28 protein-coding genes and 1 tRNA gene are annotated in these 12,888 nt (G+C 64.7%); 5 read left to right on the plus strand and 24 right to left on the minus strand.

The window, feature by feature from the left end; all coding sequences use genetic code 11:
* Positions 1-50: 50 nt before the first annotated feature.
* Together VGN68_RS04235 and VGN68_RS04240 are read left to right on the plus strand one after the other, a co-directional pair.
* Positions 51-141, plus strand: a tRNA-Ser gene (locus VGN68_RS04235).
* A 164-nt stretch (positions 142-305) separates the two neighbouring features.
* A complete protein-coding gene (locus tag VGN68_RS04240; protein WP_327474174.1) occupies positions 306-1,745 on the plus strand; it encodes a tyrosine-type recombinase/integrase in 1,440 nt (479 codons plus the stop codon).
* Between the two features lie 5 nt (positions 1,746-1,750).
* Here the strand turns inward: VGN68_RS04240 and VGN68_RS04245 are convergent, their stop codons facing one another.
* The 24 genes from VGN68_RS04245 to VGN68_RS04360 form a co-directional block, all read right to left on the minus strand.
* Positions 1,751-1,936: a hypothetical protein gene (locus VGN68_RS04245; protein WP_327474176.1), complete on the minus strand. Its 186-nt coding sequence runs from the start codon at positions 1,934-1,936 to the stop codon at positions 1,751-1,753.
* Between the two features lie 116 nt (positions 1,937-2,052).
* Complete coding sequence (locus VGN68_RS04250; RefSeq protein ID WP_327474178.1) at positions 2,053-2,244, minus strand: hypothetical protein; 192 nt, start codon at positions 2,242-2,244, stop codon at positions 2,053-2,055.
* Positions 2,241-2,399, minus strand: coding sequence for a hypothetical protein (locus tag VGN68_RS04255; protein ID WP_327474180.1), 159 nt, complete (start codon positions 2,397-2,399; stop codon positions 2,241-2,243). Before VGN68_RS04255 ends, VGN68_RS04250 begins: the two co-directional genes overlap by 4 nt.
* Positions 2,400-2,974: 575 nt before the next feature.
* Positions 2,975-3,187 carry a hypothetical protein gene (locus VGN68_RS04260; RefSeq protein WP_327474182.1) on the minus strand — a complete coding sequence of 71 codons (213 nt, stop codon included), beginning with the start codon at positions 3,185-3,187 and terminating at the stop codon, positions 2,975-2,977.
* 232 nt (positions 3,188-3,419) lie between these two features.
* Positions 3,420-3,707 (minus strand): hypothetical protein, encoded by a 288-nt coding sequence (locus tag VGN68_RS04265; protein WP_327474184.1) that lies wholly within the window; start codon positions 3,705-3,707, stop codon positions 3,420-3,422.
* Positions 3,700-3,948 carry a hypothetical protein gene (locus VGN68_RS04270; protein WP_327474186.1) on the minus strand — a complete coding sequence of 83 codons (249 nt, stop codon included), beginning with the start codon at positions 3,946-3,948 and terminating at the stop codon, positions 3,700-3,702. The genes VGN68_RS04265 and VGN68_RS04270 overlap by 8 nt, the downstream gene beginning before the upstream one ends.
* On the minus strand, positions 3,935-4,225 hold the full coding sequence (locus VGN68_RS04275; RefSeq protein WP_327474188.1) for a hypothetical protein: 291 nt from the start codon (positions 4,223-4,225) through the stop codon (positions 3,935-3,937). The genes VGN68_RS04270 and VGN68_RS04275 overlap by 14 nt, the downstream gene beginning before the upstream one ends.
* Entirely contained in the window at positions 4,222-4,560 is a 339-nt protein-coding gene (locus VGN68_RS04280) for a hypothetical protein (RefSeq protein WP_327474190.1), read from the minus strand. The genes VGN68_RS04275 and VGN68_RS04280 overlap by 4 nt, the downstream gene beginning before the upstream one ends.
* Positions 4,557-4,751, minus strand: coding sequence for a conjugal transfer protein TraR (locus VGN68_RS04285; RefSeq protein WP_327474192.1), 195 nt, complete (start codon positions 4,749-4,751; stop codon positions 4,557-4,559). Before VGN68_RS04285 ends, VGN68_RS04280 begins: the two co-directional genes overlap by 4 nt.
* Positions 4,751-4,951 (minus strand): helix-turn-helix transcriptional regulator, encoded by a 201-nt coding sequence (locus tag VGN68_RS04290; protein ID WP_327474194.1) that lies wholly within the window; start codon positions 4,949-4,951, stop codon positions 4,751-4,753. Before VGN68_RS04290 ends, VGN68_RS04285 begins: the two co-directional genes overlap by 1 nt.
* Positions 4,948-5,160, minus strand: a complete 213-nt coding sequence (locus VGN68_RS04295) for a hypothetical protein (RefSeq protein ID WP_327474196.1) — start codon at positions 5,158-5,160, stop codon at positions 4,948-4,950. Before VGN68_RS04295 ends, VGN68_RS04290 begins: the two co-directional genes overlap by 4 nt.
* The gene (locus VGN68_RS04300; protein WP_327474198.1) at positions 5,157-5,948 is read right to left on the minus strand and encodes a hypothetical protein; all 792 of its coding nucleotides are present in this window, start codon (positions 5,946-5,948) and stop codon (positions 5,157-5,159) included. Before VGN68_RS04300 ends, VGN68_RS04295 begins: the two co-directional genes overlap by 4 nt.
* Positions 5,949-5,952: 4 nt before the next feature.
* The gene (locus tag VGN68_RS04305) at positions 5,953-6,300 is read right to left on the minus strand and encodes a hypothetical protein (RefSeq protein ID WP_327474200.1); all 348 of its coding nucleotides are present in this window, start codon (positions 6,298-6,300) and stop codon (positions 5,953-5,955) included.
* Between the two features lie 25 nt (positions 6,301-6,325).
* Positions 6,326-7,726, minus strand: coding sequence for a DUF6745 domain-containing protein (locus tag VGN68_RS04310; RefSeq protein ID WP_327474202.1), 1,401 nt, complete (start codon positions 7,724-7,726; stop codon positions 6,326-6,328).
* A 119-nt stretch (positions 7,727-7,845) separates the two neighbouring features.
* Positions 7,846-8,424 (minus strand): J domain-containing protein, encoded by a 579-nt coding sequence (locus VGN68_RS04315; RefSeq protein WP_327474204.1) that lies wholly within the window; start codon positions 8,422-8,424, stop codon positions 7,846-7,848.
* On the minus strand, positions 8,421-8,747 hold the full coding sequence (locus tag VGN68_RS04320) for a hypothetical protein (protein WP_327474206.1): 327 nt from the start codon (positions 8,745-8,747) through the stop codon (positions 8,421-8,423). Before VGN68_RS04320 ends, VGN68_RS04315 begins: the two co-directional genes overlap by 4 nt.
* Positions 8,744-8,980, minus strand: a complete 237-nt coding sequence (locus VGN68_RS04325) for a hypothetical protein (protein ID WP_327474208.1) — start codon at positions 8,978-8,980, stop codon at positions 8,744-8,746. Before VGN68_RS04325 ends, VGN68_RS04320 begins: the two co-directional genes overlap by 4 nt.
* Positions 8,977-9,255, minus strand: a complete 279-nt coding sequence (locus VGN68_RS04330) for a LexA family protein (RefSeq protein ID WP_327474210.1) — start codon at positions 9,253-9,255, stop codon at positions 8,977-8,979. The genes VGN68_RS04325 and VGN68_RS04330 overlap by 4 nt, the downstream gene beginning before the upstream one ends.
* Entirely contained in the window at positions 9,252-9,506 is a 255-nt protein-coding gene (locus VGN68_RS04335) for a hypothetical protein (RefSeq protein WP_327474212.1), read from the minus strand. Before VGN68_RS04335 ends, VGN68_RS04330 begins: the two co-directional genes overlap by 4 nt.
* Positions 9,507-9,541: 35 nt before the next feature.
* Positions 9,542-9,880, minus strand: a complete 339-nt coding sequence (locus VGN68_RS04340; protein ID WP_327474214.1) for a DUF6197 family protein — start codon at positions 9,878-9,880, stop codon at positions 9,542-9,544.
* A complete protein-coding gene (locus tag VGN68_RS04345) occupies positions 9,877-10,002 on the minus strand; it encodes a hypothetical protein (RefSeq protein WP_327474216.1) in 126 nt (41 codons plus the stop codon). Before VGN68_RS04345 ends, VGN68_RS04340 begins: the two co-directional genes overlap by 4 nt.
* Positions 10,003-10,096: 94 nt before the next feature.
* On the minus strand, positions 10,097-10,489 hold the full coding sequence (locus tag VGN68_RS04350) for an HIRAN domain-containing protein (RefSeq protein ID WP_327474218.1): 393 nt from the start codon (positions 10,487-10,489) through the stop codon (positions 10,097-10,099).
* A complete protein-coding gene (locus VGN68_RS04355; RefSeq protein WP_327474220.1) occupies positions 10,489-10,911 on the minus strand; it encodes a hypothetical protein in 423 nt (140 codons plus the stop codon). The genes VGN68_RS04350 and VGN68_RS04355 overlap by 1 nt, the downstream gene beginning before the upstream one ends.
* Positions 10,912-10,920: 9 nt before the next feature.
* A complete protein-coding gene (locus VGN68_RS04360) occupies positions 10,921-11,649 on the minus strand; it encodes a S24 family peptidase (protein ID WP_327474222.1) in 729 nt (242 codons plus the stop codon).
* 64 nt (positions 11,650-11,713) lie between these two features.
* Here VGN68_RS04360 and VGN68_RS04365 point away from each other — a divergent pair, with 64 nt between their 5' ends.
* The 3 genes from VGN68_RS04365 (at position 11,714) to VGN68_RS04375 (ending at position 12,886) form a co-directional block, all read left to right on the plus strand.
* Entirely contained in the window at positions 11,714-12,022 is a 309-nt protein-coding gene (locus VGN68_RS04365; RefSeq protein ID WP_327474224.1) for a hypothetical protein, read from the plus strand.
* Positions 12,023-12,088: 66 nt separating this feature from the next.
* Complete coding sequence (locus tag VGN68_RS04370) at positions 12,089-12,562, plus strand: hypothetical protein (protein ID WP_327474226.1); 474 nt, start codon at positions 12,089-12,091, stop codon at positions 12,560-12,562.
* A gap of 54 nt (positions 12,563-12,616) precedes the next feature.
* The gene (locus VGN68_RS04375; protein ID WP_327474228.1) at positions 12,617-12,886 is read left to right on the plus strand and encodes a DUF2312 domain-containing protein; all 270 of its coding nucleotides are present in this window, start codon (positions 12,617-12,619) and stop codon (positions 12,884-12,886) included.
* Positions 12,887-12,888 lie beyond the last annotated feature (2 nt).

Here is a 12,888-nt window from a genome sequence, read left to right on the forward strand (position 1 = left end):
CGACTTGCGAAAGCCCCGCCCAGCGATTAGGGCGCGCGTTCCAAGCATGCGGAGCGGTGGCCGAGTGGTCGAAGGCGCTCGCCTGGAAAGTGAGTATAGGTCAAAAGCCTATCGTGGGTTCGAATCCCACCCGCTCCGCCAACTGGCCTTCCGCCAGCGTTCGTAACGGTTCACTCACCCTTGTTTTCTGCCGGTTTTAGGGCATATCGGATATTCGGCCGGTTCGGGGACGTTCACCAGCGTTCACACCCTGCCATGGCATATCCCATGGTATCGGATCGGCAATCCATGGTATGGGGCGAGCGATGCTGAACGATGCGAAAATCAAGGCAGCGAAGCCCCGGGACTCGGCGTACAAGCTCGCCGACGCGGAACAGCTTTATTTGTTCGTCACGACCGCCGGCGGAAAGCACTGGCGGATGAATTATACCTATGGCCGCAACGCCAAGGGGAAGCCCGCGCAGAAGACGCTCGCGCTCGGTTCCTACCCCGCGGTCACCCTGCTCGATGCGCGCGCCCGTCGCGACGCGGCGAAGGCGACGCTGCGCGCGGATCAGGATCCCGCGGTCGAGAAGCGCGTCGCGGCGCGCGCCAAGGCGCTCGACAATGCCAACACCTTCGAAGCCGTCGCGATTAAGTGGTTCGAGCTCAAATCGGGCTGGTCCGTGGCGAAGTTCCGCGCCTGGCGGGATTCGCGCGAGGGCGCCTGGTCGCCGCGCGATGCCAGCCATTGGGTCGATCGGCCGCGCGCGGGCTGGTCGCCGATCCATGCCGGTGACGTGCTGCGATCGCTCGAGCGCGACGTCTTCCCTGAAATTGGAGATCTGCCGATCACCGGCATCGAAAGCCCCAAGGTGCTCGACGTGCTCAATATCATCGTGCAGCGCGGCGCGATCGAGACGGCGCACCGGGTCTGCCAGCGGATCAGCGATGTTTACATCTACGCCATCCCGGCCGGGCTCGCGCGCCACAACCCCGCGGCGAGCATGTCGAAAGCCCTGCCCCGCGTCCCGCCCGCCAAGAAACAGGCCGCGATCATCGACCGGGTGCATGACAATGACGAGCGGCTGCGCCTAGCGCGCCAGCTAGTCAAGGATTGCGAGGCGGAGCGGACCCGGGCCGGGACCAAGTTCGCGCTGCGACTGCTCGCGTTGACCGCGGTGCGGCCGGGAGAGCTGGGCGGCGCGCGCTGGGCCGAGTTCGAGGATCTGGACGGGACCGAGCCGCTATGGCGCATCCCCGCGGCGCGCATGAAGGGCGACGCGGAGCGCAAGCTCGAGGAGGCCGGGGATCACCTGGTGCCGCTGGCTCGTCAGTCGGTCGAGATCCTGCGCGCGCTTCGCCAGATCAGCGGCCACCTCCCCCTGCTGTTCCCCAGCGAGCGGCATTCGCACCGCCCGATCAGCGAAAATACGATCCGCGCCGTGCTGATCCGCGCCGGATATTATCAAAAGCACGTCCCGCACGGGTTTCGCGCGACCTTCAGCACCATCATGAACGAACGGCCGGACCGGGCCGACGGCGATCGGGCGGTGATCGATCTGATGCTGGCGCACGTCCCCAAGGACAAGGTTGAGGGCGCCTATAACCGCGCCTCGTACATGCCGCGGCGGCGCGAGCTGGCGCAGGAATGGGCCGACATGTTGCTCGACGGGATGCCGGATCCGGTGGAATTTCTGGGGCTGCCGATGCGGAACGCGGATAAGGCGCCGAAGGGGCCGAGGGCGCGGGCAGCGGCTGAATAGGCCGGTTATTCGGGCACCTGTTCTTCGAGCCAAATGATAACGTCAAAAAAGGTGCGCGAAGCTTGGGTGGCGGCCTCGCTGCCGTCGATCTCCGCTGCCTGCCGAGCGCCCTCGACCATGCCGCTTTCATCCAAAGCCTCGCTGATAGCCAACAGCGCAGCTTTCGCGCGCATCGCGATCAGGGACGGCATCGCAGTAGGCCCGCCTGGCGACCAATAGTTATGCCACTCGTCATCCCCGATCGGGTCGCTACCTCGGAACTCGCGTTCGGCGTCCACTATTGCGCGAGCCACGCGTTCGAGCGGCGTCACTGCGGCCGGTCCGCGAGAGAGCGCAGACGAGCGAAGCCCGACACGAGGCCATCCACCTCGATTGCGTCGAAGTCTTCGTTCAAACCGAAATAGTGGCCGAAAAGCTGGCGAACTGCACTCGCCGTCGCCTCCGCGTCTTCGACGGCATCGGCTAGAGCCAGAACCTGCGCTCGGTCTTCGTCGGTCATTTGCCGTTCAACTTGTCTGCCGCCGCCTGGGCAGCTTCGCGGGTCACGTAAACCTCGTCGAGCGAGGTTTCGCTGTGCGCCTCGCCCTTTGTCTCGATGCGGACGATGAAGAAATCGCCGTCGGGATCTGGGCCGTGAACTTCATAGGTCGGCATCGTGGTTCCATTCAAAATGGGTGCAATTGCGCTTTTGTGCACGCGACCGATGCGCTAGTCCAGTGGCGCCCGCTTTGAGGCCGGGCTTGAGCGAAAGGCTTCGTCGCTATGCGGCGGGGCCTTTTTGCGTTTCATCCCGCGCGGCCAGCTTTGCCGCCCATTCCGCCGCATGCTTCGAACATAGATCCTTCCCCGGGGCGGGTGACGACGTGCAGCGGTCGCATAATGGCTTGTCGCAGGTCTGGCTTTTCCGGAACGTGATGGGTTCGGCCATCTTCCAGTCGCAAAGCAACGTCGCGCGCCGCCCGCACGGACATTTCTGGTGCGGCTGACGCGGTCCGCATATGATCGCGGTCCCGCCGCCCGGGAGGGTGACGTGCTCGCACCCCATCAGCGATGCCCTCGCGGTCCATATTTCGCGCGCCTCGTGGCCCAGCCGCGCAACTTCATTTCGCGCACGACGGCCGGCGGCTTCGGCGCGGTCTTTTTCCGCGGCGCGCGCCCTGGGAGATAAACGCCGCAGTCGAGCCCGTCGCAGGGCGTGTTGCCGCATTCGCAATAGCCGATGACGCCGGTCACCGAGCGCGCTTTTGTTTCACGGCGATCGAATCCCAGAAGATGACGCCGCGGTAAATGGTCTCGGGATCTGGCAACAACCCCTTCTGCCATTCAATCGCTTCTGGCGCGCCGTGCAGGCGTGCAGCGATGCGCCGCTTCGCTTCGGAGACCGTGACCCGCTCCGATACGTCGATCTCGATCCTCAGGCTGAGGGTGACAACTTTTGTCATGCTGAGGGCTGTTGTGCGTCGAGGGATTCTGCCATGATCTTGCGCATTCCCGGATCGTCTTTCGGGGGGTGGCAAATGTGGCAGGGTCGGGGGCAAAGGCAGCTATCGCCGTCCCAAGTGTCGCACTGCCAATCCCACGAGCAGCCGTAGACAAAGCCCTCGCCGCCGCAGTTCCAACAGTCGTATTCGTCGTATTCGTCGAAGACATCATCGGTGGGGGTGACAGCTTTTGTCATGCTAGCAACTCGCCCAGCTTACGCGCGACCGCCGCGTTCCACCCTCGCCAATCGCGCTTATAGGCCAGCCCAGCCTGCGTCAGGGTGTAGAACGGCATCGGGATCGTCGAACCCTCCTCGAATAGCGAGGCGCGGCGCACGAGGCCGCGATGCACGAGCGAGACGATGGTCGGCCCGCGCACGTCGTGTCGGCGGGTCAGGTGCGAGTGATGCAGCGGCACGGCGAAATCGAGCGCGGCGATGCAGCGGATCTGCGGAGCGGAAAGGGCCGACCAATCAGCCACCTGCCTGCTCTCCTTCAATCGCGATCGTGGGCCGCGCGCTGTCAGCGAGGATCTTGGTGCCGTTCATGTAGAGGCGAACGCCATTGAAGATTTGCTTGGCTAGCATCGACCGGGCCATCGCATCGTTTACGCTAATCTCGCCCTTGCGGAGCTGCTCGAGATCCGCGCAAAGGCCCGAAATGATCGTCGGAATACCCAGCTGGTCGGATATTGGCGCCGAAGTGTAATCACGTGATGCCATGCTGCACCTCCCACTGTTGTCGCGCAGCCAATTGGCCGATCGCGTCTGCCAGCGCGCCGATGCGCATGGCATCTCGTTTGTCGCGAGCGGTCCCGCCGGTAGGCGCCGTGCGCCGCCGCGCAGCGCCGGTCCAACTGTAACCTGTCAAACTCTCGCAAGATTTGCAGACGGGCGGCCGCTCATAATCGCGCGGCGACCAGTGAAATCGGTTCGACGCTTCCCGTTCGCAGATCGCACAGGTGAAATCCGCCGGCGGGTCTTCGAGGCCGACCGTCACAGCGTGAAATCCAAGCCGCCCCAAAGGACGGCAGCGATGATGGCGGCAACAGTGGCGAGGCTGATCAAACAGCCGCGGCGCGACCTCGCCGCTTCCATTTGCTCCGCAGCGGCGATTTCGTCAGGCGTCGCGACGCCGCGCTCGAAATAGCGGCCACCGATCACGCGGAACGCCGCGACCCGCCAACCGGACCCCGCGGCAAATCCCGAGCGCCGAGCGTTGCCCTCGCCGCAGTGCGGGCAGATCTCGAAGGGTAGATGAAAGCTGTTGCCGAACGGTGCGATATACTTGCGGTCGCAGCCGGGGCAGACGGCGTATGTGTCCCAGGCGCTCACGACCGAATCCCCCGCGGCCCGCGCCCGTCGCGGCAGTACCCGCACCTGCCGTTGACCAGGCGCGGCATCTGCTCGAAGCAACCTTCGCACTCGCCCGCCACGCCGACCGGAATCGGCGCCCGCGCGGTGCGGATCTGTTGATCGAGCTTCTCGGCGACCAGGTCGGTCGCGAAATCCACTGCGTCAGCCATTATGCCGCCCTCTTCGCTTTCTGCTCTTCCTGCCAGGCGCGCACCTCGGCCTCGCTCCAGCGCGTAGCGTGGCCGCCCGGCTTGCAATGCGGCGGGAACTTCCCCTCTTTCTCGAGGCGGTAGATCATCGTCTTGCCCAGCCCGACGATGTCCTTCACCTCGGGCAGCGCGATCAGGCGGTCGTTGGCGGGGGGCGTCATGTCGGTTCCTTGGTTTCGGGTGGTGGGGCGGCGTTCTGGCGGCGTCGTTGCGCGGCCAAACCATCGAGGGTGAAGGTCGAGCCGCAGTCGGCGCAGCCCATGCTGCCGAGCATCGGCACGGGCACGAGCGGGCCGTCGCAGAGGACGCAGTCGCCGGGGTCGGGTTTGCTGGGGGCCCGGCGGCGTATCGGGAGGGGGATGACGGTCATGCGGCCTTTTCCGTTTCAGCGGTGCCGAGCCAGTCGGGCCGCTCTTTGTAATGTTCGATTGCCCAGGCGGAGATATCCGCCTCGATCTCGGCGAAGTTTTCAGGCATCTGCGCCCGATAGTCCGGGGTCAGTGGCCCGGCGACGTACCGCACCGGCTTGCCAGCAACGCGGGTCAGAAATCCGTTATAGTGGCAGGTCCAGCGGGTCGGACTGAGGCCGAGGACCTTCAAGTCGCCGCGGTCGATCCAGCCCTTGCGCTCCATCACGATCAACAGCTTGATCGCCCGGACCTTCCAATCGGAGAGCAGTGTAGGCGATTTCACGCCCGCAGCGACACGCGGGACATAATCCGGCACCGGACAGCGGTGCACCGGCCCCCAGTTCGGCCAGGTACAATATTCGCTGTTGCTGGGCAGGTCGAACCAGTGGAATCCACCATCACCCTCGGGGCGGACCGTAATGACCCCGACCCCGATCGCCTTGCAGATATTGGCCAGGTGCTGCTGCCGCCCCTCGGACGGCACCAGCACGGCGCGATAATCCGGACCGTCCCACGCCGGACGGGTGATGAACGCGCCGACCAGCGCTTGGTCGATAACCTTCGGGTTGAGCAGCAGCTTCGCCTCGATACCAAGCTGGTAACCGGCCTCATGCACAAGCAGCAGATCCCAACCGCAACTTTCCGGATAGACCTTCCATTTCTGGCTGGGGTCCATGACGGCGAGGCGGCGCAGGAACTCGGCAACGAGATCCGCCTCAGTGGCAAATGTTCCCGAGTTCCTGCTCACCGGATCAATCCGCGACCTGCCGCGCCTGTTCGGCGAAGGGGTCATATTCCCGGCTGATCCGGAACTCATAGGCGCCCGGTTCGAGGTCAAAACTGCCGTGCGGTGTCGCCGCGTCCTGAATCAGCGATGCAGGCTCGTCGAGCAGCGCATAAAGCTTGCGCATCCCTTCGGGCAGATTGTCGGTGCGTTCCATGACGGTGCCGCCGGTCAGCAGGTGGTGATTGCCGCTTTCGCTGTGGCTGACGATCCAGCCCTTCGCGACACGCTCGGCCGGGACTGTTTCCATGCCCTCGGGGAGTGCATCGATCCGGATGATCGTGATCTCGCCCTGGGCGCCGATAATTTTCTTCATGTCGGTTCCTTTTCTTGCTGCAGCATCAGGTGCGCACCGACGGGTGCGCATATTCTGATTGAGGGTCGCCGATCCGCCAGGCCTGCGCGGCAAGCGCGGTGTCGATCGGGAGATTGTCGATGTCAGAGACGTAAGGGACGCCTTCGACGATAATGCCGTTTCGAGGGCATGCGGCCTTGAGAAACCGGCCGGGCCGTGGGAGGCCGGGCAGTTCAAGCTCGATCAGCTCGCCAATATCCGCTGACCCGCTGTCGTCGATCACGCGGCTTTTCAGAACGGACAACATGCGCGGCCAGCCGACAATGCTTGCCCCGGCTGCCCGGTGTTCGACATTCTCGGCGCAGATCACTTCGGCGGGGTCGAGCGTGGCGCGATCTTCGATCCAACGAGCCGGTACGCGCGCGCCATGCCACGAATAAAGCGCCGATCCGTCACGCCAGCGACAGAACGGCCCGTCTTCGCCGTGCGGCTGGTCGTTGTCATCGACAGTCAGCAGTTCCGGCCGGTCGGAGATCATGCAGAAATCCGGATGCATCATTCGCGGGCCGCTGCGCTCGGCGAGGGTACGCCAGTGATTATAGGCGGTGTAATCGAGCGGCAGCTCGGCCACGTCCTGAAAGAATGTCAGGTAGCTGTCGTAAGCCGACCACTGATTGCCCCCGGAGTACATCTGCCACGCCATGGCAGCGCAGCGCAGCCCGAAGTCACCGACACCCAGATCGTCGGCGATGCGGCGCATGTCCGCTGGGACAACATACCATTTAGAGAGATCGGTCGCCGCACGGGTCGCCGCACGGGTCGCCGCACGGGTCGCCGCACGGGTCGCCGCATCGGTCACCGCATCGGTCACCGCACGGGTCGCCGCATCGGTCGCCGCATCGGTCGCCGCATAGGTCACCGCACGGGTCACCGCACGGGTCGCCGCATCGGTCGCCGCATCGGTCGCCGCATCGGTCGCCGCATAGGTCGCCGCACGGGTCACCGCACCGGTCGCCGCATCGGTCGCCGCATCGGTCGCCGCATCGGTCACCGCACCGGTCACCGCATCGGTCACCGCATCGGTCACCGCACCGGTCGCCGCATAGGTCGCCGCACGGGTCGCCGCATCGGTCGCCGCATCGGTCGCCGCATCGGTCGCCGCACGGGTCGCCGCATCGGTCGCCGCACGGGTCGCCGCATCGGTCACCGCATCGGTCACCGCATCGGTCGCCGCATAGGTCGCCGCACGGGTCGCCGCAGGCCTGAAATCCGGATTTTTGCTACGGTACCAGATCGACGCCGCGAAGCCCGCCGCAAATGACAGCACGAACGGCGACGGCACGAAAACGATATGCTTCGGCGGCGGCAGTTTGGCCGCAGCGTACATGCCGTTCACAGCCGCAATGCAGGCCTGCCGATCATCTTCGGTCATCGCGGCTGTCGACATGGCGTTCGCGATCCAGCGGTCACGCCACTCCGGGAGGCGCGCTTCGTGCTCCGGATGCTCCACGAGTCTGTATATTTTCTTCGGCACGGACGCCCTCCTCTTCGTTGAATTTTCGATTATCATGCGGTCACCGCCTCCTTCGCCGCGGCCCGCGCCAAATTCAGGATAGCCATGGCGTTTTCGTCACCACCCTGCTTGTCGGGGTGGGCGTCTTTCGCGCGATCGCGATAGGCAACGTCGATCGCGGCCGGAGTCACCAGCTCGCCGGGTTTGAAACCAAGCACCGCGCGCCAGTCGACCGCATCAGGAGACGGCAGCGCGAGGAAGCCCTTGAAGGTCTGCCGCACGATATGGAGCCCGCCGTGCCGCACCTCGGTACGACGCGCTTCAAGGATGTGGTGGATGGCCTGCAAATTGTCTTCGGGCTTCGGATAGCGATCGACGGCGATGCAGCGCTGGGAATCGTCCCATGTAAACCAGAGCGAGACGCCGGGATCTGCGGGGCGCTCCATGCCGAGCGACACGTTCGACGATATGATGACGTCGGTCACCTGCTTGCCGCTGTCGCGGCCAAAGGCGATGATCGACGTGCGCACGTTTTTCAGCGCGCTGGCGAGGGTCGAGCGAAAGGTCGACGCCTGATGGCGCTGCGTGCGCGGCATTCCGTCCGGCCATTGCAGGGGAAACGCTTGGGTCATTCGGCGGTGCTTTCAAGAAAGGCCGCCGCCCCTCCGATGGGCAAAGAGGCGGCGGCAGGATCTCCCGGCTGCGGGGGCGCAAGGAACCCGGGAGTATTGGTTTCCGCCGCGCCCGACGGCCGGTGGCGGCCCTCGGCGATGCGGGCGCGGACGATGGCCTGCGCGGTGAAGAAAACGCCGTCGACCGGCTCGCCGACCGCTTCGAGCACGTCATGCTCGAGCAGCGGCACGATGGCCGCGGCGTCCGCGATCGCCCGCGGCGTAAGCTCGATGCCCGCGCGGTTGAGCAGGTCGATCGCGTAGAGGCGGTTGGCGGCGCTCATGGCTCGATCACCGCAAGGCCCGCACTGTCGAAGGTGTGGCCGCGCTCGACGACGACGCTCGCGCCGCTGCCGCAGCGCAGGCGCCAGCCGTGAGGGTGCTGCTCGACTGCCATGATGGTTTCTCCGGTCAGGTGCGAAAGATCGAAGGCCACCTCGCCCCGCTCGTGCTCGGCGGATGCGACGCAGGCCGCCCAGGTGCGCGCGCTGATCGCGAGGGTGTCGGTTCCAATCACTGCACAGCCCCCTGCCCGCGCCGCGCCAGCTCGGCCCGCAGGTCAGCGGTGGGCACGACGGTCAGTAACGGCGCGTCGGCGAGAGCGAGGCCGCGCAGCGACCCGGGCTTGCGGGTCAGCGCGCCCTGCCGCACCAGCGACGTGACGACGCGGTGCGCGGTGCTGCGGCTGGCCCAGCCCATCCCGGCACAAAGCTCCGACAGGGTCGGCGCGGTCTGCGTCGCAACGATGCGGGCGCGGATGAAGTCGAGGGCGCGGATCTCGGCGAGCGTCATGACGCATCCCCTGCGCCGTGCTCGCGCCAATGCTCCTCGCGCCAGCATTCGCGGCACATGGACGGGTTGCACGGCAGGCTGCTGCCATTTGGCTTGGGGAACAGGTGCATGCGCTGCTCGAACGGGCCGCGCAGCCGGTCGCGATAATCGATCAGGATCTTCGCCGGGATCGGCGAAACATAGCGACCGCGCTCAAAATGATAGGTGCCCCGACCGCCAAGAGGGGCGGTAGCGGTCGGGGCATCCGGCACGGGGGGGTGCACCGGATCTGGGGAAAGGTTGAATGTCACCGCGCGCTCTCCAGTCTTGCGACTGTGCGATCGAAAAGCGCCATGACGTCCGCGTGCCCGCAGGAATCGTTGAACACGGGGACGTACTGCGCGCCTTTGGGCAAATCTTTCTGGAGCTCTCCCTCCAGGGATATTCGACACGACGGTGCCACAGCCTCCAGCGCACCGATAATGCAGAAGCATCGGGCATCGACGCTGCGGGGAGAAACGGGTTCGCCAAATTGATCGCGCGCCATCACGGCTTGGGTCCACCGGTTCGGCTCGTCGATCAGCTGTTGCGCGCCGCGCAACAGTGCAATCGCGTTGGCGTTGAGATTGGTCGCCGAGCCGCTCACCGGACCACCGCCACGATAGCGGGAACGATTATCGTCAGAGCTGCGAATGCCACGGCAATGCGCGCGAACACCGTGTCGATGACGGTTTCAGCGGTGTCGGGATGTTCGTGGGCGGGGATCATCAGGGGCTCCGTCTTGGTGACGGACCCGGATATGTAGGACCATTCCTACGCTGTCAAATGAAAAGTGGGATAGTTCCTACTTTTCGCGTCGCGGCTATTGCGCCCAATCGTCTTCGGGCGCGTCGTCCGGCCACCAATCGGGCTCGGACCCGTTCTTTTCCGGAGGTGGCGGCAGCACCGGCTCTTCGTCGCCAAAGGCGATCCGGATGAAGGCCCCTCGCCCGCCCTTCCCCTGAAAAATAGCCGTCACGTCGCCATTTTTCATATGTTTCCCGACATAGGGCGCCCGCTGCGCTGGAATGTATCCCATCTGCACGCCCTCGATCGAATATACCGCCACCGCGTTTTCATCGGCTGGGTTCTGGGGCTCGGCCCGCAGCTCGACGGGATCGCCAGGCGCAAGCAGATCGACCGCAAAGCGGCGCGTCACGCCGCGCTTGTTGGGATAGTCGACGCCGACGATCGGCAAGGTGATCTGAGCTGGCATCAGGCAGCGCGGGAATGAATCGCCCGAAGGATTGCGGCCACAGCGAGACAGAAGATGCCGGCGGCGATTGCAGCGATGCCGCAAGCCACGACAACGCCCTTCCGAAAAAGCAGGTCGAGGTTGACGACCTCGGTCGGCCCGCCAAACATCGTCGGGCTGTATGCAGCGACCGACGTGTCGAGCAAAAGCCCCACTACCAGCCCGATCACCCCCGCAGCTGCCAGCACCCACCCCGCGACGAGCCAACCTCCGCCGGCAACGCCTGGTGCTGTAACTCCGGCTTGTCCGGTCTGCTCAAGCGGCTGGGCAGGCTGATGCATCCCGGCGAGTTCCTGCGACTTCTTGGCGTCCTGGATCAGGTAAAATATGAAGCCGCCGAGCGCCCCTAGCCCCAGAACGATGAACCAAATCAGGTCGCTCATTCACGCCCCCTATAGGTCACGCATCAATCGAAGGACGCGGCCGAAGATCCGAACATCCTCTTCGTCGACGATGTCGTCTGGTACCGCAGGGTTATCCGAAAGCACAATGATCTTTCGGTTGTCGCCGATGCGCAGGCGCTTGATCGCTCCGCCGCCGCGAATCGAGCAGGCCCAGATCTTGTCCTGCAGCTTCAGCATCGTCTGCGTCGTGTCGAACCACACCGCATCGGACGGCATCAGCGTTGGAAACATGCTGTCGCCGATGCCGGTCGCAATGCGCAGCCGGTGCGGCGCCGTGCGGGTAAACGACCGGATGAAATCGACGTCGAACTGATAGGTGGTTTCTTCGATATACTCGTCGATGTTGGTGCCCGCACCCATGGAGAGCGTCAAATCGAGCACCACGACATCGGCCGTGTTCGTCGTCGCAGGAACCGCGGCGCTGGGCTCGCTGCCAGGCTCGACCGGCACCACCTCTTCTCCGGCGACCGCGCGCTGGAGCAAATCAAACGGCTGGCCGAGCGCCTTGGCGATCGCGTGCAGCGTCGTCGTGTTCGGATTTTTGCTCTTCCCGCGATCAATATCGTAGAGCACCTTTCCGGTGGTGCCGGCGGCCCTCTGGATTTCCTTGTCATAGTGATCGCGGGCTTTTCCGCCCAGTTCGACCGCTTTGCGGATGAATCGTTGCAATGCGCTATCCATGTGGGACGCTTCCCACAACACCGACGCGCGCGCCATGCTAGGACGTGTCCTACTTTTTCTAGTTGACGGTAGGATCATTCCTACGCTAGTTGCCTCAAGCATGACGCAATCCCCTCCCGAAGCGGACGCCGACCCGCCCCACGCCGACCTGATCAAAGCGATCGAAGACTTTGTCAGTGATGCCGACATGTCTGAGATCACATTCGGCCGGAAGGCGATGGGCGACCCTCATTTCGTGCGCGACCTCAAGAACGGTCGCCGCATCTGGCCGACCACCGAGGCCAAGGCGCGCGGCTTCATTACCGAGTTCGTCGCGTCGTGCGGGGTCTGCGACCGACGCTCCGAGGATCCGGAATGCGCCAGCTGCATCCGCAGCGACTGCGGCCTGCGCCAGCGCGAGGCGGCGTAACATGTTCTTCATCTCGAATTCTCCTGTTCAACACCGCATCAATGCGTCAACTGCGAGGGCTAACCCATGGAAATAGCAGGGCAGTTTTCCGCTCCGGCTGTAAAAATGCTGATCGGCGACACGCTGCGCATGTACGTCGGCGGGTACGGCAAGCGCTTCACCTGGCCGGAGCTGGCCGCTGCGACGTGCGATGATCCCGGCGCGCTCCAAACATGGGAGCGCCGCCTGCGCAGCTATGTCGAGGCCGACGGGTCGGCGATGCCGCTCGACGTCTTCCTGCGCGTGTTCACCGCCCTGCCCCCGCAAGCTTTCCAGCGCGTCGCGACCCGCATGGGGTTCAGCGTGGCGCCGATGGAGGTCGACGAGGCCGCATCGGTGCGCCGCGCCGGGGCTGCCGCCGCCCGAATCGCCGCGGTCGTCGCTGACGCCAACGAAGACGGCCACGTCAGCCACACCGAGCTGGGCGGCATTGTCGACGTGATCCTTACCGAAATGTCCAGCATCCATTCCGTCGTGGGGGCCGGAACAACGCCCCGATAGCGGCGCCAATCCCCAATCATTCAGCCCCGCGGGGCAGCCTAAGGAGCGAAAGCTATGAGCGAAGCCACGGTTTCGGACGAACAACTGCGCCTTTTTGTCGAGCGCGTGGAGCGCCTCGAAGAGGAGAAGAAGGGCATCAGCGACGACATCCGCGACACATTCAACGAAATGAAGTCGCAGGGATATGATCCCAAGATCGTCAAAAAGCTGCTGAAGCTGCGCAAGATGGCGCCGCATGACCGGGCCGAGATTGAGGCGGTGCTGTCGGTCTATTGCGATGCCGTCGGGCTGCAGCTCGATCTTCCGCTCGCCTTGGCGGCTTGATC

The organism is Sphingopyxis sp., from assembly GCF_035998965.1.
Taxonomy (GTDB): Bacteria; Pseudomonadota; Alphaproteobacteria; order Sphingomonadales; family Sphingomonadaceae; genus Sphingopyxis.

Coding starts and splice junctions, on each gene's coding strand:
- VGN68_RS04240 (WP_327474174.1), top strand. CDS start 306: ATGCTGAACGATGCGAAAATCAAGGCAGCGAAGCCCCGGGACTCGGCG.
- VGN68_RS04245 (WP_327474176.1), bottom strand. CDS start 1,936: ATGCCGTCCCTGATCGCGATGCGCGCGAAAGCTGCGCTGTTGGCTATC.
- VGN68_RS04250 (WP_327474178.1), bottom strand. CDS start 2,244: ATGACCGACGAAGACCGAGCGCAGGTTCTGGCTCTAGCCGATGCCGTC.
- VGN68_RS04255 (WP_327474180.1), bottom strand. CDS start 2,399: ATGCCGACCTATGAAGTTCACGGCCCAGATCCCGACGGCGATTTCTTC.
- VGN68_RS04260 (WP_327474182.1), bottom strand. CDS start 3,187: ATGACAAAAGTTGTCACCCTCAGCCTGAGGATCGAGATCGACGTATCG.
- VGN68_RS04270 (WP_327474186.1), bottom strand. CDS start 3,948: ATGGCATCACGTGATTACACTTCGGCGCCAATATCCGACCAGCTGGGT.
- VGN68_RS04285 (WP_327474192.1), bottom strand. CDS start 4,751: ATGGCTGACGCAGTGGATTTCGCGACCGACCTGGTCGCCGAGAAGCTC.
- VGN68_RS04290 (WP_327474194.1), bottom strand. CDS start 4,951: ATGACGCCCCCCGCCAACGACCGCCTGATCGCGCTGCCCGAGGTGAAG.
- VGN68_RS04295 (WP_327474196.1), bottom strand. CDS start 5,160: ATGACCGTCATCCCCCTCCCGATACGCCGCCGGGCCCCCAGCAAACCC.
- VGN68_RS04305 (WP_327474200.1), bottom strand. CDS start 6,300: ATGAAGAAAATTATCGGCGCCCAGGGCGAGATCACGATCATCCGGATC.
- VGN68_RS04310 (WP_327474202.1), bottom strand. CDS start 7,726: ATGTCGACAGCCGCGATGACCGAAGATGATCGGCAGGCCTGCATTGCG.
- VGN68_RS04315 (WP_327474204.1), bottom strand. CDS start 8,424: ATGACCCAAGCGTTTCCCCTGCAATGGCCGGACGGAATGCCGCGCACG.
- VGN68_RS04320 (WP_327474206.1), bottom strand. CDS start 8,747: ATGAGCGCCGCCAACCGCCTCTACGCGATCGACCTGCTCAACCGCGCG.
- VGN68_RS04330 (WP_327474210.1), bottom strand. CDS start 9,255: ATGACGCTCGCCGAGATCCGCGCCCTCGACTTCATCCGCGCCCGCATC.
- VGN68_RS04345 (WP_327474216.1), bottom strand. CDS start 10,002: ATGATCCCCGCCCACGAACATCCCGACACCGCTGAAACCGTCATCGAC.
- VGN68_RS04350 (WP_327474218.1), bottom strand. CDS start 10,489: ATGCCAGCTCAGATCACCTTGCCGATCGTCGGCGTCGACTATCCCAAC.
- VGN68_RS04355 (WP_327474220.1), bottom strand. CDS start 10,911: ATGAGCGACCTGATTTGGTTCATCGTTCTGGGGCTAGGGGCGCTCGGC.
- VGN68_RS04360 (WP_327474222.1), bottom strand. CDS start 11,649: ATGGCGCGCGCGTCGGTGTTGTGGGAAGCGTCCCACATGGATAGCGCA.
- VGN68_RS04365 (WP_327474224.1), top strand. CDS start 11,714: ATGACGCAATCCCCTCCCGAAGCGGACGCCGACCCGCCCCACGCCGAC.
- VGN68_RS04370 (WP_327474226.1), top strand. CDS start 12,089: ATGGAAATAGCAGGGCAGTTTTCCGCTCCGGCTGTAAAAATGCTGATC.
- VGN68_RS04375 (WP_327474228.1), top strand. CDS start 12,617: ATGAGCGAAGCCACGGTTTCGGACGAACAACTGCGCCTTTTTGTCGAG.